Source organism: Kitasatospora sp. NPDC042419, assembly GCF_056437345.1.
This window is the reverse complement of the sequence record NZ_JBWKAW010000024.1, coordinates 1-24,905: the sequence shown is the minus strand read 5'-3', so window position 1 is coordinate 24,905 and position 24,905 is coordinate 1. Positions and strand designations below refer to the sequence as shown.

General features: G+C 73.9%; 19 protein-coding genes. 9 read left to right on the top strand and 10 right to left on the bottom strand.

Annotated features, from left to right (window positions below; all coding sequences use genetic code 11):
• Nucleotides 1–48: 48 nt before the first annotated feature.
• From pruA to AC067J_RS32570, 4 genes are all read right to left on the bottom strand, one after another.
• Entirely contained in the window at nt 49–1,674 is a 1,626-nt protein-coding gene (gene pruA, locus AC067J_RS32585; protein WP_478305542.1) for an L-glutamate gamma-semialdehyde dehydrogenase, read from the bottom strand.
• Between the two features lie 178 nt (nt 1,675–1,852).
• Nucleotides 1,853–2,509, bottom strand: a complete 657-nt coding sequence (locus AC067J_RS32580; protein WP_478305360.1) for an HAD family hydrolase — start codon at nt 2,507–2,509, stop codon at nt 1,853–1,855.
• 139 nt (nt 2,510–2,648) lie between these two features.
• Complete coding sequence (locus AC067J_RS32575; RefSeq protein WP_478305358.1) at nt 2,649–3,158, bottom strand: DUF6912 family protein; 510 nt, start codon at nt 3,156–3,158, stop codon at nt 2,649–2,651.
• 290 nt (nt 3,159–3,448) lie between these two features.
• Nucleotides 3,449–4,534, bottom strand: coding sequence for a patatin-like phospholipase family protein (locus AC067J_RS32570; RefSeq protein ID WP_478305356.1), 1,086 nt, complete (start codon nt 4,532–4,534; stop codon nt 3,449–3,451).
• A gap of 509 nt (nt 4,535–5,043) precedes the next feature.
• Here AC067J_RS32570 and AC067J_RS32565 point away from each other — a divergent pair.
• Nucleotides 5,044–5,541 carry an Rv3235 family protein gene (locus tag AC067J_RS32565; RefSeq protein ID WP_478305354.1) on the top strand — a complete coding sequence of 166 codons (498 nt, stop codon included), beginning with the start codon at nt 5,044–5,046 and terminating at the stop codon, nt 5,539–5,541.
• A gap of 119 nt (nt 5,542–5,660) precedes the next feature.
• Here the strand turns inward: AC067J_RS32565 and secA are convergent, their stop codons facing one another.
• Complete coding sequence (secA, locus tag AC067J_RS32560) at nt 5,661–8,423, bottom strand: preprotein translocase subunit SecA (protein ID WP_478305353.1); 2,763 nt, start codon at nt 8,421–8,423, stop codon at nt 5,661–5,663.
• 251 nt (nt 8,424–8,674) lie between these two features.
• Between secA and AC067J_RS32555 the strand changes: the two genes are divergently transcribed.
• Together AC067J_RS32555 and AC067J_RS32550 are read left to right on the top strand one after the other, a co-directional pair.
• Nucleotides 8,675–9,280: a GNAT family N-acetyltransferase gene (locus AC067J_RS32555; RefSeq protein WP_478305351.1), complete on the top strand. Its 606-nt coding sequence runs from the start codon at nt 8,675–8,677 to the stop codon at nt 9,278–9,280.
• 133 nt (nt 9,281–9,413) lie between these two features.
• Entirely contained in the window at nt 9,414–10,637 is a 1,224-nt protein-coding gene (locus AC067J_RS32550; protein ID WP_478305350.1) for a winged helix-turn-helix domain-containing protein, read from the top strand.
• Nucleotides 10,638–10,746: 109 nt separating this feature from the next.
• On the opposite strand, the gene AC067J_RS32545 is transcribed toward AC067J_RS32550, so the two are convergent.
• Nucleotides 10,747–11,505, bottom strand: a complete 759-nt coding sequence (locus AC067J_RS32545; protein WP_478305348.1) for a response regulator — start codon at nt 11,503–11,505, stop codon at nt 10,747–10,749.
• A 463-nt stretch (nt 11,506–11,968) separates the two neighbouring features.
• Entirely contained in the window at nt 11,969–12,661 is a 693-nt protein-coding gene (gene hpf / locus AC067J_RS32540; RefSeq protein ID WP_478305346.1) for a ribosome hibernation-promoting factor, HPF/YfiA family, read from the bottom strand.
• Nucleotides 12,662–13,028: 367 nt separating this feature from the next.
• On the opposite strand from hpf, the gene AC067J_RS32535 reads away from it, so the two are divergent.
• Nucleotides 13,029–13,760, top strand: a complete 732-nt coding sequence (locus tag AC067J_RS32535) for a ComF family protein (protein ID WP_478305344.1) — start codon at nt 13,029–13,031, stop codon at nt 13,758–13,760.
• Between the two features lie 146 nt (nt 13,761–13,906).
• On the opposite strand, the gene AC067J_RS32530 is transcribed toward AC067J_RS32535, so the two are convergent.
• Genes AC067J_RS32530 through mtrA form a run of 3 tightly spaced genes read right to left on the bottom strand, consistent with a single transcriptional unit; the run spans nt 13,907 to nt 18,585 of the window.
• Entirely contained in the window at nt 13,907–15,787 is a 1,881-nt protein-coding gene (locus AC067J_RS32530; protein WP_478305342.1) for an LpqB family beta-propeller domain-containing protein, read from the bottom strand.
• Nucleotides 15,762–17,903, bottom strand: a complete 2,142-nt coding sequence (gene mtrB, locus AC067J_RS32525) for an MtrAB system histidine kinase MtrB (protein ID WP_478305340.1) — start codon at nt 17,901–17,903, stop codon at nt 15,762–15,764. Before mtrB ends, AC067J_RS32530 begins: the two co-directional genes overlap by 26 nt.
• A 4-nt stretch (nt 17,904–17,907) precedes the next feature.
• Nucleotides 17,908–18,585 carry an MtrAB system response regulator MtrA gene (gene mtrA / locus AC067J_RS32520; RefSeq protein WP_030247322.1) on the bottom strand — a complete coding sequence of 226 codons (678 nt, stop codon included), beginning with the start codon at nt 18,583–18,585 and terminating at the stop codon, nt 17,908–17,910.
• Between the two features lie 286 nt (nt 18,586–18,871).
• On the opposite strand from mtrA, the gene AC067J_RS32515 reads away from it, so the two are divergent.
• The 5 genes from AC067J_RS32515 to AC067J_RS32495 all read left to right on the top strand — a co-directional run bounded on the left by AC067J_RS32515 (nt 18,872) and on the right by AC067J_RS32495 (nt 24,421).
• Complete coding sequence (locus tag AC067J_RS32515) at nt 18,872–20,077, top strand: DUF7847 domain-containing protein (RefSeq protein WP_478305338.1); 1,206 nt, start codon at nt 18,872–18,874, stop codon at nt 20,075–20,077.
• 5 nt (nt 20,078–20,082) lie between these two features.
• Nucleotides 20,083–20,754, top strand: coding sequence for a DUF4129 domain-containing protein (locus AC067J_RS32510; protein ID WP_478305336.1), 672 nt, complete (start codon nt 20,083–20,085; stop codon nt 20,752–20,754).
• Nucleotides 20,751–21,995, top strand: coding sequence for a DUF4350 domain-containing protein (locus AC067J_RS32505; RefSeq protein ID WP_478305334.1), 1,245 nt, complete (start codon nt 20,751–20,753; stop codon nt 21,993–21,995). Before AC067J_RS32510 ends, AC067J_RS32505 begins: the two co-directional genes overlap by 4 nt.
• A gap of 98 nt (nt 21,996–22,093) precedes the next feature.
• Nucleotides 22,094–23,023 (top strand): AAA family ATPase, encoded by a 930-nt coding sequence (locus AC067J_RS32500; protein WP_478305540.1) that lies wholly within the window; start codon nt 22,094–22,096, stop codon nt 23,021–23,023.
• An 87-nt stretch (nt 23,024–23,110) separates the two neighbouring features.
• Nucleotides 23,111–24,421 carry a DUF58 domain-containing protein gene (locus AC067J_RS32495; RefSeq protein ID WP_478305332.1) on the top strand — a complete coding sequence of 437 codons (1,311 nt, stop codon included), beginning with the start codon at nt 23,111–23,113 and terminating at the stop codon, nt 24,419–24,421.
• The last annotated feature ends 484 nt before the right edge of the window (nt 24,422–24,905 follow it).

Here is a 24,905-nt window from a genome sequence, read left to right as displayed (position 1 = left end):
TCCAATCCGCCCGCGGGTTTGCGCCGAAAGCCGAAAGGCCTTGAGCACTCACCCCATGTGCGGGTAAACATGGTCGGTCGGAGGCACGAACGTCTCCTTGATCGACCGCGCCGAGGTCCAGCGCAGCAGGTTCTGCGCGGCGCCCGCCTTGTCGTTGGTGCCCGACGCCCGACCGCCGCCGAACGGCTGCTGGCCCACCACCGCACCGGTCGGCTTGTCGTTGATGTAGAAGTTCCCCGCCGCGAACCGCAGCTCCTCCACGGCCCTGGCGATCGCGTACCGGTCCTGGGCGATCACCGCACCGGTCAGCCCGTACGGCGCGCCGGAGTCGACCCGGCCGAGCACGTCCTCCCAGCGCGAGTCCTCGTACACGTGGACGGCGAGGATCGGGCCGAAGTACTCGGTCCGGAACATCTCGTTGCGGTGGTCCGAGGAGACCAGCACGGTCGGGCGGACGAACCAGCCGATCGCGTCGTCGTACTGGCCGCCGGCCGCCAGCTCCACCGTCGGGTCGGCCTTGGCCCGCTCGATCGCGTCCCGGTTCTTCTCGAACGCCCGCCGGTCGATCAGCGCGCCCATGAAGTTCGACAGGTCGGTGACGTCGCCGACGGCCAGCGCGTCCACCTCGGCCAGGAAGTCGTCCTTGATCCGCTGCCAGAGGCTGCGCGGCAGGTACGCGCGGGAGAGCGCGGAGCACTTCTGGCCCTGGTACTCGAAGGCGCCGCGGATCAGCGCGGTCTTCAGGATCTCCGGGTCGGCCGAGCGGTGCGCCAGCAGGAAGTCCTTGCCGCCGGTCTCCCCGACGATCCGCGGGTACGTCCGGTAGCTGCCGATGTTGGCGCCGATCGACTGCCAGAGCGACTGGAAGGTGGCCGTCGAACCGGTGAAGTGGAGTCCGGCGAGCGCCGGGTCGGCGAGCGCCACCGCGGAGAGCTGCTGCCCGTCGCCGGTCACCAGGTTGACCACCCCGGGCGGCAGCCCGGCCGCCTCCAGCAGCCGCATCAGGTGGTGCGCGGCCAGGGTCTGGGTCGGCGCGGGCTTCCAGACCACGGTGTTGCCCATCAGCGCGGGCGCGGTCGGCAGGTTGCCGGCGATCGCGGTGAAGTTGAACGGCGTGACCGCGTAGACGAACCCCTCCAGCGGGCGGTGGTCGGTCCGGTTCCAGACCCCGGGCGAGGAGACCGGCTGCTCGGCCAGGACCTGCCGGGCGAAGTGGACGTTGAACCGCCAGAAGTCGATCAGCTCGCAGGCCGAGTCGATCTCCGCCTGCTGCGCCGTCTTGGACTGCCCGAGCATGGTGGCCGCGTTCAGGGTGTCCCGCCACGGACCCGCCAGCAGGTCGGCGGCGCGCAGGAAGACCGCCGCCCGGTCGTCGAAGGAGAGCGAGCGCCACTCCCGGCCGGCCGCCAGCGCGGCGTCCACCGCGGCCCGGCCGTCCTCCCGGGTGGCGTTGCCGAGCACCCCCAGCTTGGCCGCGTGGTGGTGCGGCTGGACGACGTCGATCCGCTCCCCGCCGCCGAACCGCTGCTCACCGCCGATCGTCATCGGCAGCGGGACCGGCTCGGCGGCCAGCTCGTCCAGCCGCCGCACCAGCCGGTCCCGCTCCGGGCTGCCGGGCGCGTACGTCCGCACCGGCTCGTTGCCCGGGACCGGGACCTGGGTGACTGCGTCGATGGGCATGGCGGGCTCCGCTCGTCGTCCGGCGGCCGGCCCGCTCCGACGACGGGCCCGACGCCCTCCAGCCTGACCAGCGGGGAGCCCGTTCGCCCGCCCGGACACGCCAACGGTGGACGTGGCGCGTGCCACGCCGCCGGGGCGGCCCGGGCGGGCGGTCCTCCGGCCGGGTGCCGCCTCAGCCGGCGAGCCGGCCCGCCAGCTCCACCGCCTCCGCCAGGGTGTCCACCACCGGCACGCCCACCGGCTCCAGCTTCTCCCGGGTGTGCGAGCCGCCGGTGTACAGCACCGCGCGCGCACCCGCGCTCAGCGCCGCGAGCGCGTCGTCCGCCGCGTCCCCGATCAGCACCGTCCGGGCCGGGTCCACGTGCTCGCCCAGCGCCGCCAGGTGCCGGACCAGGTGCTCCGCCTTCTGCCCGCCGGCCGGGCCGCTGCGCCCGTCCACCCGCAGGAACTGCCCGGTCAGGCCGAACCCGTCGACCACCGGCAGCAGCCGGTCGTGCTCGTACAGCGACAGCAGCGACTGACTGTGCCCGGCCGCCAGCCAGCCGTCCAGCAGCTCCCGCGCGCCCTCGGTCAGCCCGCAGGCCGCGCTCAGCTCGTGGTAGCGGCGGTGGAAGGCGTCGTCCAGCTCCAGCCACTCGGCGTCGGAGGGCAGCCGGCCGAGCAGCCGCTGGTAGAAACGGGGAATCGGGATCTCGTACTGCTCGCGGTACTCCTGCAGCGTCATCGGCCCGACGCCGATGGTCGCGAATGCGGCGTTGCTCGCGCCGAGCACCGCCTCCATGTCATGGAAGAGCGTGCCGTTCCAGTCCCAGACGATATGAGTGCGCACGCAGGGAACGGTAACGCCGGGCACCGACAGACCGGTAGGACGGGTCTCACCCGGCCCGGCCTGCGGACCCGTCGGGGCCGCGGGCGCGGCCGGGCGGGGACGGCCCGGCCGGCGGGGCGGCACAGCCGGGCAGGGCGGCTCAGCCGAGCAGGGCGGTGATCTCCTGGGTGGCGAACCAGAGCAGGTCGTGGTCCTCCGCGCCGTCCACGGTGAACTGGGCGTCCTGGTCGCCCGCGTCGGCCGCCGTCACCGCCGCGACCGCCGCCTCGACGTCCGCGACCACGTCCCCGTCCGCCACGTCCGCGTGCACCGCGGCCGCCTTGGCCAGCTTCACGGGGCCGGCCAGCACGACCCGGCCGAGCGAGGCCTGGTCCTGGTACTCGTCGCCGGGGAACGGCTTCACCGCCGAGTCGGCGACGTCCAGCGCGACCACCACGCGACGGCGCGGGGCGTCCGGTTCCGCGGCCAGCAGCCGGAGCGAGGACTGGGCGGCCCGGTTGAGCGCCGCGTACTCCAGCTCCTCCAGGTCGTCGCTGACGTACCACTCGCGCAGCGCGGGCGTCACGGCGTACGCCGCGGACTGCTCCAGCGCGCCGCCCGAGTGCGCCGCCGCCAGGCCGGTCAGGGTGGTGGGCACGTACACGCGCATCGGTGGCACTCTCCGGTTCGTCCAGCGGCACAGCTTCCAGCGCCCCAAGAATAAGCGCCGAACGCCGCCCTGTGATCACCCCGCTCGTCCCCGTCCTCCGCGGCCGCCGCCGGACGCACGGCCCGACGGCCGCACGGGCACCCCGATTCAGGGGCGTGCACGCCTGGCGCGCGGCCGTCCATGCACGCCTCCGAGCACCTGCCCGGCACCGCCCGCCGCGTGCTGTCCGACACCGGTCGGCACGGCCCACCCCCTCCGACCGGCAGGCCGGGCCCGGCGCCGCACCGCGTTCACCGCGCGGCCTGCAGGGCCGCGCGGCAGGTCTCCAGGGCGCTCTCCAGGACCGGGCCCCGGCGGGCCGGGTCCATCATGTTCGGCCCCATCGCCGCCAGGTCGGCCGGAGTGGGCGCGAGCAGGTGCACACGGACGCCGCTCGCCCGCAGCAAGCCCGCCTCACGGAGCAGCTGCCGGGTCACCGCCCGGCGGTAGCGGCTCACCAGCTGGGCCAGCACACCTCGCGGACGGTCCCGAACGCGCCGGGCGCGCGACGGATCCGACACGCCCGGTCCGGGCTTCGAACGCCCCGGCGGATCGTTGCGCAGGGCCATCGGAGCGAGCACGTACACCTCGTCCAGACCCCGGCCGAGCGCCAGATCGGCGTTGGTGGCCGACCAGCAGCCGCCGTCCACGTACGCCGATCCGTCCAGCCGGACCGGCGCGAACCAGCCGGGGATCGCGCAGGAGGCCATCACCGCCTCGGCGACGTCGGCGGGCGGAGCGTCCGCGTCCCCGAAGACCACCCGGTGCCCGCCGCGGTAGTCCACCGCGACGACCCGCAGGGCCGAGGCCGGCACCCCGACCGGCCAGCCGCCCGGGCCGAACAGGCCCCCGACCAGCTCGCCGACCGGCTCCAGCGAGCCCCGGCCGTGCGGCGCCATCGCCGAGACCATGGTCAGCAGCGGGTACTCGCGCGGGTGCCGGACGGCGTCCCGCAGCAGGCCCGGCGAGCCGATGCCGGCCCGTGGACGCGGCGGAAGCGCGCCGCCGACCGCCGTGTCGTAGTCGAAGGCGATCCCGGCCAGCGGGCCTTCCGTGACCGGCAGGCCGCGCTGGTGGTCGCGGAGCCCGTCGGTGTCGACGCCGGCGGCCAGCAGCGCGGCCAGGATCGCGCCCGCCGAGGTGCCGAGCAGGACCTCCGCGTCACCGGGCCGCCAGCCGGCCGACTCCTCGACGGCGCAGAGCGCACCGACGGTCCAGGCGGCGCCGAGCATGCCCCCGCCGCCCAGCACCAGGCCGCGCCGGGGAGCGCCGCCGGTGCTCCCCGGCGCCGCCGCCCCTGTCCCGGAAAGCGGTGTCGTCGGTACCCGTGTCGTCATGCCGGCCGCCTGTCGTCGTCGGGGCGGTGGTCGTCGGGGTGGTCGTCGGGGGCGGGACACGCGCCGCATCCCGTCCGGTCCCTCTTCCGGTTCCGGTCCCTGCCCGATCCCTGTTCCTGCTTCCGGTTCGGGTTCCGGTTCGGGTTCCGGTTCGGGTTCCGGTTCGGGTTCCGGTTCCGGTTCGGGTCAGGCTCCGATGGTGCGCGCCGACCGGCCGACCGCGCAACGCGGCGCCCGCGCCGCCGGCACCGCCCAGAGCGCCTTCCCCCTCGGTCCCGCCGCCGTACCGGCGATCCGACCGTCCTCTTTCGGGCCCTCCGGAGCGACCGCGCGCGTCAGCCGTGTGCCGCCCGGGGCCCCTGTCGCCCGTTGCCACACCGGCCGACTCACCCGGATAGGTGAACTTCCGGACGGCCCGCGCCCCGGTCGGGAACCCGGTTGCCGCCCCGCGCGAGGCCCCGCTACCAAGGACCCGTCCGTACTCGCACCACCCGCTCCGAGGAAGGCCCATGGCCACGTGCCCCGACCGCGCCGTCCCGCCCGTCCCGCCCGCCCCACCGCCCCTGGTGCTGTCCGCGCGCCCGCACCGCCCGCGCACCGCGCCCCGGAGCTGCCGCGCACCGGAGGCCGAACGGCGCCCGCGCCACCCCCGGACCGCCTGCGCCACCGCGCCCGCCCAGGACCCGCGCAGCGGGCTGAGCACCCGGTTCGCCCACCGGCTGGTGGAGGTGCTCACCGGGGCCCGGCCGTCCGGCCAGCTGCTGCGCCACACCACGCTGGACGGCTACGGCCAGCTCTCCGCCCTGGTCCGGGCCGGTGCGCTGCGCCGGAGCCGCACCGGCGAGCGGCCGAGACTCGGCCCGGTGCACGACCGCTCGCCCTCGCCGGACGCGGTCGAGGCCTGTGTCCGGGTCGACCTCGGCAGCCGGCACCACGTGGTGGCGTTCCGGCTGGAGCCGCGCGGACCGGCCGGCCAGTGGCAGTGCACCGCCGTGGAGGCCCGGTGAACGCGCCGCACCAAAACCGGAACCGGAACCGGCGCCCGCACCCGCCAACGGCGCAGGGCGCCACCCCCGTACGGGAGCGGCGCCCTGCGCGGCGGCGGGCCGGACCGGCCGGCCTCGCCTCAGCCCTTGCGGCGGCGGCCCTTGGCCGACTTCGCGGCCTTGCGGCGCTCGGCGCGGGTCAGCCCGTCGCCCTCGTCCTCCGTGCCGAGGTCCTCGAACTCGCCCTCGACCACACCGCCGCCGACCTCCTCCGAGGGGGCCGTGTAGTGCAGCCGCTGCGGCTTCGGGGCCTCCAGGCCCTTGGCCTTGATCTCCGGACGGGCGGCGTCCTTCTCCAGCTTGTCGAGCAGCACCTCGGCGTCCTCGACCGGGACCTCCTCGACCTGCTGCTCGACCTGGACCTCCAGATTGAACAGGTAGCCGACGGACTCCTCCTTGATGCCCTCCATCATCGCGGTGAACATGTCGAAGCCCTCGCGCTGGTACTCGACCAGCGGGTCGCGCTGCGCCATGGCCCGCAGGCCGATGCCCTCCTGGAGGTAGTCCATCTCGTAGAGGTGCTCGCGCCAGCGGCGGTCCAGCACCGAGAGGACGACCCGGCGCTCCAGCTCGCGCATGATCTCCGCGCCGAGCTGGTCCTCACGGGCGCCGTACTGCGCCTGGACGTCCTCCTGGATGACCTTGGTGAGGAACTCCGGGGTGAGCCCGGCGGTGCCGCCGGCCTCCTCCTCCAGCTCCTCCAGCTCCAGGGTGACCGGGTAGAGCTGCTTGAGCGCGGTCCAGAGCTTCTCCAGGTCCCAGTCGTCCTCGAAGCCCTCGCCGGTGGCGGCCCGGACGTACGCCTCGACGGTGTCGTCCATGAAGTGGCCGACCTGCTCCTGCAGGTCCTCGCCCTCCAGCACGCGGCGGCGCTCGCCGTAGATGACCTCGCGCTGGCGGTTCAGCACCTCGTCGTACTTGAGGACGTTCTTGCGGATCTCGAAGTTCTGCTGCTCGACCTGGGTCTGCGCGGAGGCGATCGCCCGGGTGACCATCTTCGACTCGATCGGCACGTCCTCGGGCACGTTGGCCATGGAGAGCACGCGCTCGACCATGCCGGCCTTGAACAGGCGCATCAGGTCGTCGCCGAGGGACAGGTAGAAGCGGGACTCGCCCGGGTCGCCCTGACGGCCGGAACGGCCGCGCAGCTGGTTGTCGATCCGGCGGGACTCGTGCCGCTCGGTGCCGAGGACGTAGAGGCCGCCGGCCTCCTTGACCTCGTCCTGCTCCGCCTTCACGGAGGCCTTGGCCTTCTCCAGCGCGGCCGGGAGCGACGACTCGTACTCCTCCGGGTTGTCGACCGGGGAGAGCCCGCGCTGGGCCAGCTCGGCCGCCGCGAGGTGGTCGGGGTTGCCGCCGAGCATGATGTCGGTGCCTCGGCCGGCCATGTTGGTGGCGACGGTGACGGCGCCCTTGCGGCCGGCCTGCGCGACGATCTGCGCCTCGCGCTCGTGGTGCTTGGCGTTCAGCACCTCGTGCGGGATCCCGCGCTTGCGGAGCTCCTGCGACAGGTACTCGGACTTCTCGACCGACACGGTGCCGACCAGCACCGGCTGGCCCTTCTCGTGCTTCTCGGCGATGTCCTCGACCACGGCGGCGAACTTGGCCGGCTCCGACTTGTAGATCAGGTCGGGCTGGTCGATGCGCAGCGGCGTCTTGTTGGTCGGGATCGGCACCACGCCGAGCTTGTAGATCTGGTGGAACTCGGCCGCCTCGGTGGTGCCGGTACCGGTCATGCCGGCCAGCTTGTCGTACAGGCGGAAGAAGTTCTGGAGGGTGATGGTGGCCAGGGTCTGGTTCTCGTTCTGGACCTCCACCCCTTCCTTGGCCTCGATCGCCTGGTGCATGCCCTCGTTGTAGCGGCGGCCGGCCAGGATGCGGCCGGTGTGCTCGTCGACGATCATGACCTCGCCGTTCATCACGACGTAGTCCTTGTCCCGCTTGTACAGCTCCTTCGCCTTGATGGCGTTGTTCAGGAAGCCGACCAGCGGGGTGTTCACCGACTCGTAGAGGTTGTCGATGCCGAGGTAGTCCTCGACCCGGCCGACACCCTCCTCCAGCACGCCGACGGTGCGCTTCTTCTCGTCGACCTCGTAGTCGCGCTCGATCTTCAGGCGCTGGACCAGCTTGGCGAAGTCGGCGTACCACTTGGTCGCCTGGTCGGCCGGCCCGGAGATGATCAGCGGGGTACGGGCCTCGTCGATGAGGATCGAGTCGACCTCGTCGACCACGGCGAAGTAGTGGCCGCGCTGGACGAGTTCGTCCTTCGACCAGGCCATGTTGTCGCGGAGGTAGTCGAAGCCGAACTCGTTGTTCGTGCCGTACGTGATGTCCATCGCGTACTGGCGCTTGCGCTCGGCCGGCGTCATGCTGCCGAGGATCACGCCGACCTCGAGGCCGAGGAAGCGGTGCACCCGGCCCATCCACTCCGAGTCGCGCTCGGCGAGGTAGTCGTTGACGGTGATCAGGTGCACGCCCTTGCCCGTGAGCGCGTTGAGGTACGCGGGCAGGGTGCCGACCAGGGTCTTGCCCTCACCGGTGCGCATCTCGGCGACGTAGCCGAGGTGCAGCGCGGCGCCGCCCATGAGCTGGACGTCGTAGTGCCGCTGGCCGAGCACGCGCTTGGCGGCCTCGCGGACGGTGGCGAACGCCTCGGGGAGGATGTCGTCCAGCGTCTCGCCGTCGGCGAGCCGCTGCTTGTACTCGTCGGTCAGCGCCCGCAGCTCGGCGTCGGTGAGGTTGACGAAGTCCTCTTCGATGGAGTTGACCTGGGCAGCAATCCGCTGCAGCTTGCGAAGGATCTTGCCTTCGCCGGCGCGCAGGATCTTGTCGAAGACGGACACTTGAGCGGGCTCCTTGCCTGTATTGGCACTGGACGACTGCACGGCGGATCCACCCCACCGCACGGGCCATCGTATGCGAGGAGTCCAATGCCCCGGGAGGTGCGTCAGCACGGTATTCCCGTGTCACCCGTGCGAGCACTTGCCCCGATAGCCCCACCCACCGGGGCAAACCGGGCGACTGTCCGGAGAGTTGGACCGTTCGATCCGTTAATCGGATGCTCGGATTCCTCCCTGCACGGAATAATCCGCGCATGGAAGAGCAGCCGGAAGAGCAGACCGAAGCACGCGGCGGCGAGCCCGTCGTCCTCACCACCGACCGCCTGGTCCTGCGCGCCCCGCAGGAGTCCGACATCGACGCGGTCTTCGCGGCCTGCCAGGACGAGGCCATCCAGCAGTGGACGGTCGTACCCAGTCCGTACCGGCGCGAGGACGCCGAGTACTTCGTCCGCGACCTCGCCCTCGCCGGCTGGCGGACCGGCGAGAACCGGATCTGGTGCGTGGTCGAGCGCGAGACCGGCGCCCTGGTCGGCACCCAGGGGCTCACCGGCTGTCCCGGCCGGCCGGGCGCCGCCGAGGTCGGCTGGTGGGCCGCCAAGGAGTTCCGCGGCCGCGGGTACACCGCGGAGGCCGCCCGCGCGGTCGCCCGCTACGGCCTCACCGAGCTGGGCCTGCGCCGCCTGGAGTGGATCGCCTACGTGGGCAACGACGGCTCCCGCGCGGTCGCCGAGAAGGTCGGCTTCCGGCTGGAGGGCACCCTGCGCTCCTACGCCGAGCAGCGCGGCGTGTTCCACGACGCCTGGATCGGCTCGCTGCTGGCCACCGACCTCGCCGCCGAGCCCGCCGACCCCACCGGCTGAACCGGCCAGGACCGGCCGGGACCGGGCGGACCGGTCCCGGCCGCTCCCGGCCGACCCGCCCGCAGCCCCGGCGAACCCCGAGGCCCCGGGCGGGCCGGGCGGATTGTCAGTGCCCCGGTCTACGCTCGCCGGCATGACCGCCTCGACTTCGCGCCCGGCCGGCCGCCCCGCCGGACCGGCCGCCGCCCCGGCCCCGGTGACCACGCTCGGCGCCGACGAAGCCCGCCGGATCGCCCTGCGCGCACAGGGCCTGCTCGGCGCCCCGGACCGCCGCGGCGGCGTGCGCGGGGTACTCCGCCACCTCGGCGCCGTCCAGCTCGACACCATCTCGGTGCTGGCCCGCTCCCACGAGCTGATCCCGTACGCGCGGCTCGGCGCGGTCGGCCGCCCGGCGGTCGAGGCCGCGTACTGGGGCAGCGGGACGAGCTTCGAGTACTGGTCGCACGCGGCGTGCATCCTGCCCGTCGAGGAGTGGCCGCTGTTCGCCTTCCGGCGCCGCCACAACCGCGAGCGCGCCCACGTCTGGGGCAAGCAGGTCGACGACACCACCTACCGTTCGGTGCTGGCCAAGCTGCGCGCCGAGGGCCCGCTCACCTCCACCGAGCTGGGCGGCGCCAAGAAGACCGCCGACTGGTGGGACTGGTCCGACACCAAGATCGCGGTGGAGCGGGCGCTGAGCTTCGGCGATGTGGTCTGCGCCGACCGCCGCAGCTGGAAGCGCGTCTACTCGCTGGCCGAACAGGCCGTCCCCGCCGAGCTGTTCGCGCAGGAGCCGACCGACGAGGAGTGCCTCCGCACCCTGGTCGCCCAGTCCGGCGCGGCGCTGGGCGTGGCCACCCGGGCCGACCTGCTCGACTACCACCGGCTGCGCGCCGAGCAGTTCGACGCGGTGATCGCCGACTCCGGCCTCGTCCCGGTAGAGGTGGCCGGCTGGGGCCCGGGCGGCGCCCCGGCCGCCGCCTGGGCCGATCCGGCGGCGCTCGCGAGCCCGCCCCGCGGCCGCCACCGCACCACGCTGCTCTCGCCGTTCGACTCACTGGTCTGGGACCGTCCGCGCACCGAGCGGATCTTCGGCATGGCCCACCGGCTGGAGGCGTACACCCCGAAGCACAAGCGGGTGCACGGCTACTTCGCGATGCCGCTGCTGGCCGGCGGCCGGCTGGTCGGCCGGGTCGATCCGGCCCGCGAGGGCAGGACGCTGGTGGCCCGTCAGGTCTCGCTGGACTCGCCGCGGCACGTCGAGGCGCTGGCCACCGCACTGCGCGAGGCGGCCGACTGGGTCGGCTGCGACGCCGTCCGGGTGGAGGCGCTGCACGACGAGGCGGTGCGCCCGGCCCTGGAGCACCTGCTCGCCTGAGTCCCGGGCCGCTGAGCCCTGGGCCGCGCGAGCCGCGAATCCCGGGGCGGCGGGAGCGGGAGGCGGAGCGGGAGCGGGAGGCGGACCCCCGCCGGCCCGCTCCCGCCGGTCACCCTATTTCGAGGATCTTCTCCCGCATCGCGTAGACCACGGCCTCCATCCGGGAGTGCAGTTGGAGCTTCTCCAGGATGTTGCGCACGTGGTTCTTCACGGTGTTCTCGCTGATGAACAGCTCCTTGGCGATCTCCCGGTTGTTCATCCCGGTGGCCACCAGCTTCAGCACCTCCAGCTCCCGGTCGGTCAACCGGGGCGCGGGTACCAACTCCCGTTCGTCGGAACGGCGCTGGATCATCGACTTGAACTCGGTCAGCAGCTTGGACGCCATCGACGGGCTGATCTGGGACTGCCCGTCGGCGACCGCGCGGATCGCCGTGGCGACCTCGTCGGTGGAGATCTCCTTGAGCAGGTAGCCGGTGGCACCGGCCTTGATCGCCTCGTAGAGGTCGGCCTCCTCGTCGCTTATCGTCAGCATGATGATCTTGGTGCTCGGCGCCACGTCCTTGATCGCGGTGCAGGCCTCGATCCCGCTGCGGCGCGGCATCCGAACGTCCATCAGGATGATGTCGGGCAGCAGGTCCGCCGCCTTGAGGACCGCCTCGGCGCCGTCGCCCGCCTCGCCGACGACGGTGATGTCCTCCTCCTCGGCCAGCACGATCTCCAGGCCCCGCCGGAAGAGCGCGTGGTCGTCCACCACCAGGACGCGGATCGGCTCCCTGCGGCGGAGGTCGTACTCGGGCTCATCCCCGGGCCTCGGCGGCACCCCCGCACCTGGCCCTGTAGCGGGCCCCAGCCCGAAGTGATCCCCCATCCGCTCCTCCCCCGTCGCCGGTCGTCGTCCGCCAATCATTCCACGGCTCGGGGCCCCCACGGTCACCCTCCGGCGCCATTGGCCCGCATCGGGTGACCCTCCCGGCCGACCCGCCCCCGGCACCGCCGGGACGGCCCTCCGCACACCTCCCCGGACCGCCCCGGACCGCCCGGAAGTCGGCCGGGAGCGCCGGAGAGCTGCCGGGAAACCGTGGGGGAGCCCGTGAGGAAGCCGCAAAGGGGCCGACCTGACGGCCGGTCCGGCGCGCCGGACCGGCGAAGCGTCAGGCAGGAGCCCAACGAGGGCACCGGGCGGGGCGTCGGACCGGGTGTCAGGCACGGCGCCGGGGCGAGGCACCGGGAAGGGCCGTCGGGCGAGGCGCCAGGACAGCACGGGCGCCGGAAAAGCGGGTGACCCCGGCGGCACCGGCCGTCGGGGTCACTCTCCCATCCCGCTCGAACGGTCAGTCGTCGTCGCCGGAGCTGCCGATCGCCCCTCCGGCGCCGCCACCCTCGACGGACGAGCCGTCGGCCTTCAGGTGGATGACGCCGTAGTGGTAACCGTGCCGACGGTAGACGACGCTCGGCAGGCCGCTGTCCTTCTCCACGAAGAGGTAGAAGTCGTGGCCGACCAGCTCCATCTCGTAGAGCGCCTGGTCGAGCGCCATCGGGGCGGCCGGGTGGGTCTTCTCCCGGACCACCAGCGGGCCTTCGCCCTCCACTTCCAGGGATCCCATCATGGTCTTGCGGACGGCCCCGTTGGTCTCGCGCCCCGGCGGCGGCGTCTCGGGCAGCGCGGCCAGGGCCGCGGTCGCCTCGGCGACGCTGATCGGGGTGCGGCCGTTGCCGCCCTTGTGGACCCGACGCCGGTCCGCGGACTTGCGGAGCTGGGCGTCGAGCTTCGCCGAGGCCAGGTCGAGCGCCGCGTAGGCGTCGGCGGCGGCGGCCTCGGCCCGGATCACCGGGCCACGGGTACGGAGAGTGATCTCCACGCGGTCCGACCGGTCGGCCTGCCGCGGGTTGTGTTCCTTGGACACCTCGACATCGAGGCTGATCGCCTTGGTGTCGAACTTCTGGACCTTCTCCAGCTTCTCGGCCACGTGATCCCGGAACCTCTTGGGCACCTCGGTCTTGCGGCCCTTGACGACGATGTCCACGCAGAACTCCGATCCCTCGTTCTGTCGCCGATCCGGGTGCTACCGGATCGGGCTGAGACCCAGCCGGACCAGCCAATCCTCTGCCGGCCCTCCGTCCCGCCGGCAACGGCGGGAACGACTGGCCCTCATCTCACTTCCTCCCCACCAGGGACGCTTGAAACCCCCTGGAGCCTCATCGAACACCTCACACGGGGTTTTCGCCTCCGCAGCGGGGACAGTGGGTATGACCGGTGCTATGGGCTGGCGGTCAAGCTGCTGACCCCTGTCTACCCTCCTGCGAGTGAAACACAGGTAAATACCTGGACAACACCCCCCGTACGGCGCATTCTTTGCTCACTCTGCGTGCCTGTCACCGCGAGGAGCAGCCGTGCCGACCACCGCCACCCCGCCCCGTCACCAGCCCGCCCGCGGGCCGTTCGCCCACGCACTCGCCGGGCTGCTCGACGTCCTGCTCCCCGCCCGCTGCGCGGGTTGCGACACCGACCGGGGGCAACTCTGCCCGGACTGCCGGCACGTACTCGCCACAGCCGTCCCCAGGGCCGCCACGGCCCTTCCCTGGGTGCACGCCGCGGCGCCGTACGCCGATCCGGTCCGCCGGCTGCTGCTCGCCCACAAGGAACGCGGCGCGCTCCGGCTGGCCGGCCCGCTCGGCGACGCCCTCGCCCGCGCGGTGCGCTCCTCGCTCGGGCCGGACGCCGGCCGGGCCCCGCTGCTGCTCGTCCCGGTGCCCTCCGCCCGGTCCGCCGTCCGCGCCCGGGGCCACGACGCGACGCTGCGGCTGGCCGACGCCGCGGCCCGGTCGCTGCGTCGGACGGGTCTGGACGCCCGGGCCGCGCCCCTGCTGCGGCACGCCCGCCCGGTCGCCGACCAGGCCGGGCTCTCCGCGGCGGAGCGGCGGCACAACCTGCACGGTGCGCTCACCGTCCGGCCCCGCGCCCACCGGCGAGCGGCCGGCCGGTGCCCGGTGCTGGTGGACGACCTGGTGACCACCGGTTCCAGCCTCGCCGAGGCCGCCCGGGCCCTGGCCGGCGCAGGCCTGCCGCCCCGCGCGGCAGCCACCGTCGCGGCGGCCGTCCCGCACCGGGGCGGCACCACCTGAGCGGCACTCCCGAAGCGGCACGGCCGACGGCAGCGCGGCGCGGCACAGCGACACAGCGACACAGCGGAACGGCACCACGGCACCGCACGACCGGACGGCCCGGGCCGGCGGCCCGGACTGGTGCTCCGGACCGGCGGCCGGACGCCTCAGCCCGGGTAGATGAAGGCGGACGCCTGGTAGGACAGCGCCAGCTCCCGCCACTGGTTGTTGACCAGCCGGTACAGCTTTCCCTGGGTGTCCAGGGCGAGCGCCGGCGAGGGCGGCGCCGAGCTGTTCCCGCGCGCCTCGGAGGCCTGGGCGACGGCCATCCCGCCGAACGCCTGCATCGCCGGCCCCGTGCCCAGCGAGCCGTCGGTGCTGACGTAGTACAGCTGCTGCAGGCGGTCCTTCTCCTTGCCCAGCACCAGCAGCTGGTCGGCCTCCACCCAGGACACCGAGAACACCTCCTGGAACACCGGGTTGGCCAGCCTCAGGCCGACGATCCGGGCGGTGGGCGCCTCCTTGGTGCCGCCGTGGACGACCAGGCCCAGCAGGAGCTTCTGGTCCTTGCCGTCCTTGACCAGCAGGGCGATCCGGACGCCGTCCGAGGAGACCTTGACGGCCTGCACGGACCGCCCGCCCAGCTCTTCCACCGCCACCGGGACGACCTGCTTGTCACGCACCATCAGCACCCGCTGGTTCTGCGGGTCCCGGTCCACCACGTAGAGGTCGCCACGGCCGTCCCAGCTGGGCGAGGCCAGCCCGTCGTCGGCCTTCGCCCCGGGCCGCGCCTGGGTGGTGAGCACCGGCTGCGGCATCCCCGCCACGGCGTCCGAGAACGGCACCGTGTAGAGCTGGTGGCCGTCGGCGCCGATCGCCGCGGCGCGCTCGCCGTCCCGCGCCACCGCGACGGCACCGAGCGCCCGGCCGTTCGGCTGCGGCTTGCCCAGCGGGCCGTGGACCGGCTCGCTGGCGACGTCGCCGTGCGTCTCGTACAGCGTGCCGTCGTCGGCCCGCTGGTAGAACTGCCGGCTGGCCATCGTGCCGGCCAGCGAGCCGGGCCCGGTGAAGGGCTCGTCGCTGCGGCCCGCCTGGCAGCTCGGCCCGCCGCGCTTCGCCCTGAGCTCCAGCCGGTCGACCTGCCCGTTCCCCTGGTCGGCGAGGGTGTAGAGGAGCTGGGTGGCCATCCGGCGGCAGGTGGTGGCGGCGCCCAGGTCCACGTCGGCGAGCGTGACGTGCGCGGTGCGGTTGTCGTCGACGGTGACCGCGTCGACGGACGCGCCGGCCGGGAAGGCCGACTTCGACACCGGCGCGAGCCAGGTCGACGGACCGGCGACCACGGCCTTGGCGGCCGAGACGAGCGGGTCTATTCGACGCCGCAGGTAGATCGGGTCGGCGATCAGCACGTCCTGGTTGATCGCCGCCGCGGCGGTGGGCGCGGAGGGGTCCGGCGCCGCGTAGAAGAACCGGTCCACCTGGCGGTAGCTGTTGCGGAAGTTGGTCTCGTTGATGATCAGCCCGTCCGGCAGCTGGTCGATCCGCCACTCCCCCGACTTCTCCCGGAGGAAGGAGAAGTTGAAGGTGACCATCTTCGCGACCGGCTCCACCTTGAACGAGTGCCGGTCGTCGACCTGCGAGACCAGCTGCCCGGTGACCGGGATGGGCACCTCGGTGTCGGCGTCGGTCACGGTCACGGAGAGGTGCCCCGGGTTGGCCGCCAGCACCTTGACGCCCGCCTCCGGGTGCCAGCCCGCCCCGGCGCCCGCCGTCAGGTACTTGCGCGCCGTGACGTAGCCGTCGTCGGCGGTCAGCGCGTCCAGGAAGCCGGTCAGCAGCTCCTGCGGCTTGGCGCCCTTCGTGGGCTCCACCGGAGAGATCCTGACCTGCAGGTTCTTGTCCGCCGAACCCTGTGACAGCTCGACCTTGGTGACACCGCCCGAATCCGGCATCCCCGCGCAGCCGGCCGCCAGCAGAGCGCCGAGCACCGCGCCGGCCACCCCGGCCAGTCCGGCCGGCCGCGGCTCAGTCCTTCCGCTCGTCCTTCGCACGCTGCGACCCCTCCGTGTCCGTTCCGCCCGTGCCGTCCATCGTGTCCATCGCGTCGGTCTCCGCCGTCCGCGGTGCCACCGACGGCCGGCCCGGCGTCGGGTCCACCATGACCTGGGCGCCGGTCGCACCGTACCCGGCCCCGACCGGGCGCACGTCCGACGGGTCGGCGCGCGGTCCCTCCGGCATCCGGCGTCCCAGGCCCGGGCCGATGCCGAGCACGCCGCCCAGCCCACTGCCCAGCCCGCCGCCGAAGCCGTTGCCGGAGGTCTCCGGCGTCTCCGGGACGGCCTGCTCGTCCGTCGCGGTCAGCGCGGTGGCGCCGGCCGGACGGATCGCCCGCCGGTACGGCGTCCCGTAGGTGCCGAGGCCGCGGTTGTTGCGCGAGTCCTCCGGCTCCAGCCGGAACGGCGCCCGGCTGATCTCCCCGCCGCGGGTGCGCGGCAGCGTGAGCCGGAAGTGCGAGCCGCCGCCGGGCTCGCCCCAGGCCTGGAGCCAGCCGCCGTGCAGGTGCGCGTCCTCGACGGCGATGGACAGGCCGAGCCCGGTACCGCCGGTGGTCCGCACCCGGGACGGGTCGGCCCGCCAGAAGCGGTGGAACACCCGGGACGCCTCGCCCGGCTTGAGCCCGATGCCGTAGTCCCGCACGCCCACCGCGACCGCGCCGTCCTGCGAGCCGAGCCGGACCACGACGTCCCGGCCCTCGCCGTGCTCCAGCGCGTTGACCACCAGGTTGCGCAGGATGCGCTCGATCCGCCGGGAGTCGACCTCGGCCAGCACCGGCTCGCCGTCGCCGCGGATCACCACGGCGCTGCCCTTGGCCTGGGCCAGCGGGTCGGCGGCCTCGACCACCCGGCCGACGATCTCGCGCAGGTCGACCGGCTCGGCGTCCAGGACCGCGGCGCCGGCGTCGAAGCGGCTGATCTCCAGCAGGTCGGCGAGCAGCGACTCGAAGCGGTCCAGCTGGCCCTGGAGCAGCTCGGCCGACCGGGCCGCCATCGGGTCGAGGTCCTCGCGGCTGTCGTAGATCAGGTCGGCGGCCATCCGGACGGTGGTCAGCGGGGTGCGCAGCTCGTGCGACACGTCCGAGACGAAGCGCCGCTGCACCCGGGACAGCTCCTCCAGCTGGCGGATCTGCGCCTGGAGGGCGTTCGCCATCCGGTTGAACGATTCGCCGAGCCGGGCGATGTCGTCCGTCCCGGTGACCTTCATCCGTTCTTCCAGGTGCCCCGCGGCCAGCCGCTCGGAGATCCCGGCGGCCATCCGGACCGGGGTGACCACCTGGCGCACCACCAGCCAGGCGATGCCGCCCATCATGATCACCACGAAGATGCCGGCGGTCGCCAGGGTGCCGGTGACCAGCCCGAGGGTCTTGGTCTCCTGGCCGAAGGAGAAGACGTAGTAGACCTGGTAGCTCTTGTCGGTGGGGCCGACGAACTGCATGCCGAAGACCAGGCCCGGCTCGGTCCGGTTGCCGCTCTCGGCGGACCGGTGGATCACGGTCGGCTGGCTGAAGCTCTGGCCCGGCTCCTGCCCGACCCGGTCCCTCAGGCTCTCCGGGATGCTGCTCGGCAGGATGTCCGCGGAGTAGCGCGGGCCGAGCCCGGTCTTGTCCGGCGCGACGGTCTGGGTGGTGCCCGGCAGCATCGCGATGACCGTGTAGACGCTCTGCCCGCTGGCGGCCAGGTCACCCACCTGCTTGAGCAGCCAGGTGCCGATCTCCTCGGTGGTCGGATCGGTCGTCGTGCCCCGCTGCCGGAGCTCCTTCGCCTCGTCGATCTTCTTCTGCTCGATCTGGAAGCCGCTCAGCGCCTGGTCCCGGGCCGAGGCCCGCTTGGTGTCCAGCAGCCCGGTGCGGACCTGCGCCACCACCACGACGCCCAGCACCATCACCACCAGGACCGACAGCATCAGGGTCGCCGCCACCACCCGCAGCTGGATCGAGCGCCGGTACAGCGCCGCCACCCGGTGCACGGGCCGGCGCAGCTGACGGGCGAGCAACGCGATCAGGGCCGCCGGACCGCGCCGCCTGCGCACGGTCGAGCTCAGCACGTCCCCGCGCACGGCACCGGCCCCGTCGGTCGCGGAACCCGACGGGGTCTCGTCAGCCTGGTACATCACGTCAGCTGGGCCCGGCCTTGTAGCCGACGCCGCGGACGGTCACGACGATCTCGGGGCGCTCCGGATCCTTCTCGATCTTGGACCGCAGTCGCTGCACGTGGACGTTCACCAGACGGGTGTCCGCCGCGTGGCGGTAGCCCCAGACCTGCTCCAGCAGCACCTCCCGGGTGAACACCTGCCAGGGCTTGCGGGCCAGCGCGACCAGCAGGTCGAACTCCAGCGGGGTCAGCGGGATGCCCCGGCCGTCCCGCTTCACGGAGTGACCGGCCACGTCGATCACCAGATCGCCGATGGTCAGCTGCTCCGGGGTCGGCTCCTCGGCACGGCGCAACCGGGCACGAACGCGGGCCACCAGCTCCTTCGGCTTGAACGGCTTGGTGACGTAGTCGTCGGCACCCGACTCCAGGCCGACCACGACATCCACCGTGTCGGTCTTGGCGGTCAGCATGACGATCGGAATACCCGACTCCGCCCGGATCTGCCGGCAGACGTCGATCCCGTCCCGCCCCGGCAGCATCAGGTCGAGCAGGACGAGGTCGGGCTTGGTCTCCCGGAACGCAGCTAGCGCCCTGTCCCCATCCGCGACGAAAAACGGCTCAAAACCCTCACCACGCAGCACGATGCCGAGCATCTCGGCCAGTGCGGAGTCGTCATCAACGACGAGGACGCGTCCCTTCATGCGTCCATCTTCTCATTACCGGATTGTGACCTGCCGCACAGCAGTCCCTTTGCTCCAGAACGGCCAACTGGCGACCGGGCGAATTCCGGCCATACCGGGCGAAAGACCTGCACCCCTCCACCCCCGCGGCCCCCGGGGGAGCCCACGAACCGTCCGCGGCCGGGCCGTTGCCGTTCAGCAACCGGATCCCCCTGGGGCGCGTACGGCCACCATGGCACGATGGGCGCTGCGCCCACGTGAAGATCCACCCGGCGCCGCGAACCCTGACGCCCTCCGAGGAGCAGTGATGACCGACACTCCGGGCTGGGCCTCGCCCGGCTCGTCCGAGCCGCCCCGCGACGGCACCCGGCCCACGGCCGACGTGCCCTCCGTGCCCGGCCAGTCGGTACCGCCCCACGACACCCCGCCCGCCTGGGGCACCGCCCCCGGCGCCCCGCAGCCCCCCTACGGACAGCAGCCCGGCGGGTACGGACAGCAGCCCGGCCCCTACGGCGGCCCCGGCGGCCAGTACGGCTGGGGCGTGCCGCAGAGCCCCAAGCCCGGCATCATCCCGCTGCGCCCGCTCGGCCTCGGCGAGATCCTCGACGGCGCCGTCTCCACCGTCCGCAAGCACTGGCGCACCACCCTCGGACTCTCGCTCGGCGTCGCGGTCGTCCAGCAGGGCGCCTCGCTCGGCGCCCAGCTCGCCGTCAAGGGCGACACCGGCGAGTTCACCCCCGTGGTCACCGCCCTGGTCAGCATGCCGGTCACGCTGCTCCTCGGCGTGGTGGCCGCGGCCCTGCTCACCATGGTCGTCAGCCGCGCCATCCTCGGCCAGTCCGTCACCGTCCGGGACGCCTGGCGCGACGCCCGGCCGCGACTGCTCCAGCTCACCGGCCTCACGCTGCTCACCGGCCTGATCGGCGTCGGCATCGTGCTGCTCGGCTTCACCCCGCTGATCGGCTACCTGCTGGCCGGCGCGGACGAACCGGCGATCGTGATCCCGCTCGCCGTCGTCGGCATGCTCAGCTTCCCGGTCGCCGTCTGGATCTGGATCCAGCTCAGCCTGGCCGCCCCCGCGCTCATGCTGGAGAAGCAGGGCGTGCTCACCGCCCTCTCGCGCTCCCGCCGCCTGGTCCGCGGCTCCTGGTGGCGGATCTGCGGCATCAACGTGCTCAGCCAGATCATCGCCGCCTTCGTCGCGGGCGTGATCAGCACGCCGTTCATGATCGCCGGCCTGGTCCTCGGCTTCGACGACCTCGCCCGCCAGGCCGACTCCGGGGACTCCGGCGCCCTGCCCACCGCCATGCTGGTCACCATGGCGATCGGCGGCGTCATCTCCTCCACCATCACGCTCCCGTTCACCGCCACCATCGGCGTGCTCCTCTACGTCGACCAGCGGATCCGCCGCGAGGCCCTGGACATCGAGCTCGCCCGCGCCGCCGGCCTGTCCGAGTACGGCGGCACCGGCTGGGGCGGGCAGGCCGGCCCGAACCCGTCCGCGAGGCTCTGAGCCCGATGCCGCACTGGGGGGAGAGGCTCCTGGCCGCGGGCGGCGCCCCGGTCACGACGCCGCGCGACGCCGCACGCGACGCCGCACGCGACGAACTGGTCAAGGCCGACTACCACCGGCACGACCCGAGCCTCCAGGAGCGGGTCGTCGACTGGATCATGGACCGGATCGACGAGGCGCTCGGCGCCATCGCCGGCGAAGGCACCACCGGCACCACCGGCCTGGTGCTCTTCCTGGTGGTCGCCGTCCTGATCGGCGCCGCCCTCTGGTGGCGCCTCGGCGCCCCCAAGCGGGCCGCCCGCACCACCCTCGACGTCTTCGGTGCCGTCGGCCCGCGCACCGCGGACCAGCACCGGGCCGACGCCGAACGCCACGCCACCTCCGGCCAGTGGACCGAGGCCGTCCGCGAGCAGATGCGCGCCCTGGTCCGCGGCCTGGAGGAGCGCACCCTGCTCGACACCCGCCCCGGCCGCACCGCCGACGAGGCAGCCGCCGAAGCCGGCCGCACCCTGCCCGAGCACGCCGCGGCACTCACCGCGGCCGCCCGCGCCTTCGACGACATCGCCTACGGCGACCGCACCGCCGACCAGGCCGCCTACCAGCTGCTGCGCGACCTCGACCGAACCCTGGAGCGCGCCCGCCCGGTCCTCGTCCCGGCCGCCGGAGGAGCCGCATGACCAGCACCACCCCCGCCGGGCCGACGCCCGTGCCCGTCGCGCCCCCCGGCACCGGCCCGGCCGGCGGCCTCGCCGCCACCAGCCTCGCGCCCACCGGCCGCGGCCTCTGGCGCCGCGGCCGCTGGTACCTGCTCACCGCCGTCCTCCTGCTGCTCGCGGCCGTCGTCCTGGCCGCGTTCAACCAGGACCGCAGCTACCCGCCGCTCGACCCGCGCTCCTACGAGCCCGCCGGCGGCCACGCCGTGATCGCCCTGCTCCAGCGCGAGGGCCTCAAGGTCGACCTCACCTCCGACCCCGCCGCCCGGACCGGCGACGCCGGCACCCTCGTCCTGCCCGAGCCCGACCTGCTCACCCCCGAGCAGTTGCGCGCCGTCGCCGCCGCCGGACACACCCGGCTGGTCCTGATCGCCCCCGGACCCGCTGCCCTCAGCGCACTCGTCCCCGGTGTCCGCACCTCCGACGAGAACGGCGGCCTCCCCTACGCCTCCGTCCGCAGCACCGCCGCCCAGTGCTCGCTCCCCGAGGCCGTCCGGGCCGGCACCGCGCACCTCGGCGGCGTGCTCTACACGGCCGGCAGCCGCGGCGAGGGCTGCTACCAGCGCGGCCACGGCTACCCGCTGGTCGCGGTCGCCACCGGGAGGAACGCCGACGTCGTCGTCCTCGGCAGCGGCGAGTTCCTCACCAACGAGCTGCTCGGGAAGGACGGCAACGCCGCCCTCGGCGTCGGCCTCCTCGGCGCCCGGCCCCACCTCACCTGGCACCTGCCCGACTACACCGCCCCGGTCGCCGAGGGCAGCGGGCTGAAGACCTTCAACGACTACATCCCCGAGGGCTGGCGGTGGGCCGGCTACCAGCTGACCGTCGCCGTCCTGCTCGCCGCCCTCTGGCGGTCCCGCCGGCTCGGCCCGGTCGTCAGCGAGAACCTGCCCGTCGTGGTCCGCGCCGCGGAGACCACCGAGGGCCGCGCCCGCCTCTACCGCCGTGCCAGGGCCCGCGGCCGCGCCGCCGACGCCCTGCGCCGCGCCGCCGCCCACCGCCTCGCCCCGGCCCTGGGCGTTCCGCCCGTCGCCGGCGCACCCGACCCCACCGCTCTCTGCGCGGCCGTCGCCGACCGCCTCCCCGAGCGGCCCGCCGGGGACGTACGGACCCTCCTGTACGGCCCGCCCCCCACCGACGACGCCGCGCTGCTGCGGCTCGCCGACGACCTCGACACCCTCGAAAGGCAGGTACGGAAGCCGTGACCGAACAGGCCACCGCCCAGCTCCGCATCACCCCCGGCACGGCGCCCGGCACCCCCGGCCCCTCGACCGACCCCCGGGTAGGCGACCCGCGTGAGGCGCTGACCGCCCTGCGCGCCGAGATCGCCAAGGCCGTGGTCGGGCAGGACGCCGCCGTCACCGGTCTGGTCGTCGCCCTGCTCTGCGGCGGCCACGTGCTGCTCGAAGGCGTCCCCGGCGTCGCGAAGACCCTGCTGGTCCGCACCCTCTCCACCGCGCTCAGCCTGGAGACCAAGCGCATCCAGTTCACCCCCGACCTGATGCCCGGCGACGTCACCGGCTCCCTCGTCTACGACGCCCGCACCGCCGAGTTCTCCTTCCAGCCCGGCCCGGTCTTCACCAACCTGCTGCTCGCCGACGAGATCAACCGCACCCCGCCGAAGACCCAGGCCGCCCTGCTGGAGGCCATGGAGGAGCACCAGGTCACCGTCGACGGCGAGCCCCGCGCCCTGCCCGTCCCGTTCCTGGTCGCGGCGACCCAGAACCCGGTCGAGTACGAGGGCACCTACCCGCTGCCCGAGGCCCAGCTCGACCGGTTCCTGCTCAAGCTGGTCCTGCCGCTGCCCGACCGGGACCAGGAGTTCCAGGTCCTCGCCCGGCACGCCTCCGGCTTCGACCCGCGCGACCTCGGCGCCGCCGGCGTCCGCCCGGTCGCCGGCCCCGAGCACATCGCCGCCGCCCGCGAGCAGATCGCCCGGCTGACCGTCGCCCCCGAGGTCCTCGCCTACATCGTCGACCTCTGCCGGGCCACCCGGCAGTCCCCGTCGCTCTCCATCGGCGTCTCCCCCCGCGGTGCCACCGCCCTGCTCGGCGCCTCCCGCGCCTGGGCCTGGCTGGCCGGCCGCGACTACGTCACCCCCGACGACGTCAAGGCCCTCGCCCTGCCCACCCTGCGCCACCGCGTCGCCCTGCGCGCCGAGGCCGAGATGGAGGGCGTCACCGCCGACTCCGTCATCCAGGCCGTCCTCGCCCAGACGCCGGCCCCGCGCTGACCCCCGGCCCGCACTGACTCCAGCCCTCACTGACCCCGGCCCCGAGCCTCCCGCCCCGCTTCCGGCCCCGACGAAGGAACGCACCGCATGGCCCTCACCGGGCGAACCGCCCTGCTCGCCGCGCTCGGCGCCCTCGTCACGGGCCTGCTGCTGCCCTCCTGGGCCGGAGTCGGCACCGTCACCGGCACGGTCCTGCTCGCCGTCCTCGCCGACCTGGTGCTCTCCGCCCCCGTCCGCAGCCTGCGGATCACCCGGGGCGGCGACACCACCGTCCGCCTCGGCGAACCCGTCGCCGTCGACCTGACCGTCACCAACCCCGCCGGGCGCCCGCTGCGCGCCCGGATCCGCGACGCCTGGGCCCCCTCCGCCTGGCGGCCGGGCACCGAGATCGCCGCCTCCCGGCACACCCTGCGGGTCCCCGGCCGCGAACGACGCCGCGTCACCACCGTCCTCACCCCGACCCGGCGCGGCGACCACCACGCCCACAAGGTGACGGTCCGTTCCCTCGGCCCGCTCGGCCTGGCCGGCCGTCAGGGCTCGCACCTCGTCCCCTGGACGGTCCGCGCCCTCCCGCCGTTCAACAGCCGCAAGCACCTGCCCTCCCGACTCGCCCGGCTGCGCGAACTCGACGGCCGCACCTCCGTCCTGACCCGCGGCCAGGGCACCGAGTTCGACTCCCTCCGCGAGTACCTGCCCGGCGATGACGTCCGCTCCATCGACTGGCGGGCCAGCGCCCGCCGACAGACCGTCGCCGTCCGCACCTGGCGCCCCGAACGCGACCGGCACATCCTGATCGTCCTCGACACCGGCCGCACCTCCGCCGGCCGGGTCGGCGACGCCCCGCGCCTGGACGCCTCCCTCGACGCCGCGCTGCTGCTCACCGCGCTCGCCACCAAGGCCGGCGACCGGGTCGACCTGCTCGCCCACGACCTGCGCAAGCGGGTCTCGGTCGCCGGGCGGTCCCCCAACGAGATCCTCCCGGCCTTCACCAACGCGATGGCCGTCCTGGAGCCCGCCCTGTACGAGACCGACATGCGCTCGCTGGTCGCCACCGCCCTGAAGATGGCGCCGCACCGCTCGCTGATCGTGCTCCTCACCGGCCTCGACGCGGCCCCCGTCGAGGACGGCCTCCTCCCCCTCCTCCCGCTGCTCACCAAGCGCCACGAGGTCGTGCTCGCGTCCGTCTCCGACCCGCACCTCGACGAACTCGCCGCCGGCCGCGGCACCGTCGAGGCCGTCTACGGCGCGGCCGCCGCCGAGCAGACCCGCGCCGACCGCCGCCTCACCGCGGACCGGCTCACCCGCGCCGGCGTCACCGTCCTGGACGCCCCGCCCGCCTCCGTCGCCCCCGCCCTCGCCGACACCTACCTCGCCCTCAAGGCCGCCGGCCGCCTCTGAGCGGCTCCCCACCCCCGGCCCCCTAAAGCCGAAAAGCCCCGCCACCTGCTGGTGGCGGGGCTTTCATCTGCCCTGCACGGATCTCTCGGGAAGGTCCACGCGGGCCTACCGGCGTCCCGGCGGGCCCCCGCGCGGCTGCCTGAGCGAGGCCAGCGGGGACGGGGAGGAGGAAGGCCGGGAAACAGCTGCCTTCCCCGACACTCGCCAGGGCCTCCCCACTGCTCCCCCGAGCATCCTGCAACGCCTTCTCGGGAGCCTCACAAGCGCTGCGAGAAGGACAAGCTCCAGGGACTCCGTCGTCATCCCCCGTTGCCGGCTCCCCAGCACCGTCCGTACCGTTCCGCCTGATCCGGTGAATCCACCGGATCCACGTTCTCCGCTGATTCCGCCACAACGCAAAGAACCCCCGTCCGGATCCCGGACGGGGGTTCTTTGTGAATGATTGTTCGGCGGCGTCCTACTCTCCCACAGGGTCCCCCCTGCA

Coding starts and splice junctions, on each gene's coding strand:
- AC067J_RS32575 (WP_478305358.1), bottom strand. CDS start 3,158: ATGCGCGTGTACGTGCCCACCACCCTGACCGGCCTGGCGGCGGCGCAC.
- AC067J_RS32570 (WP_478305356.1), bottom strand. CDS start 4,534: ATGACGACACGGGTACCGACGACACCGCTTTCCGGGACAGGGGCGGCG.
- AC067J_RS32565 (WP_478305354.1), top strand. CDS start 5,044: ATGGCCACGTGCCCCGACCGCGCCGTCCCGCCCGTCCCGCCCGCCCCA.
- AC067J_RS32555 (WP_478305351.1), top strand. CDS start 8,675: ATGGAAGAGCAGCCGGAAGAGCAGACCGAAGCACGCGGCGGCGAGCCC.
- AC067J_RS32550 (WP_478305350.1), top strand. CDS start 9,414: ATGACCGCCTCGACTTCGCGCCCGGCCGGCCGCCCCGCCGGACCGGCC.
- AC067J_RS32545 (WP_478305348.1), bottom strand. CDS start 11,505: ATGGGGGATCACTTCGGGCTGGGGCCCGCTACAGGGCCAGGTGCGGGG.
- mtrB (WP_478305340.1), bottom strand. CDS start 17,903: ATGTACCAGGCTGACGAGACCCCGTCGGGTTCCGCGACCGACGGGGCC.
- mtrA (WP_030247322.1), bottom strand. CDS start 18,585: ATGAAGGGACGCGTCCTCGTCGTTGATGACGACTCCGCACTGGCCGAG.
- AC067J_RS32515 (WP_478305338.1), top strand. CDS start 18,872: ATGACCGACACTCCGGGCTGGGCCTCGCCCGGCTCGTCCGAGCCGCCC.
- AC067J_RS32510 (WP_478305336.1), top strand. CDS start 20,083: ATGCCGCACTGGGGGGAGAGGCTCCTGGCCGCGGGCGGCGCCCCGGTC.
- AC067J_RS32505 (WP_478305334.1), top strand. CDS start 20,751: ATGACCAGCACCACCCCCGCCGGGCCGACGCCCGTGCCCGTCGCGCCC.
- AC067J_RS32495 (WP_478305332.1), top strand. CDS start 23,111: ATGGCCCTCACCGGGCGAACCGCCCTGCTCGCCGCGCTCGGCGCCCTC.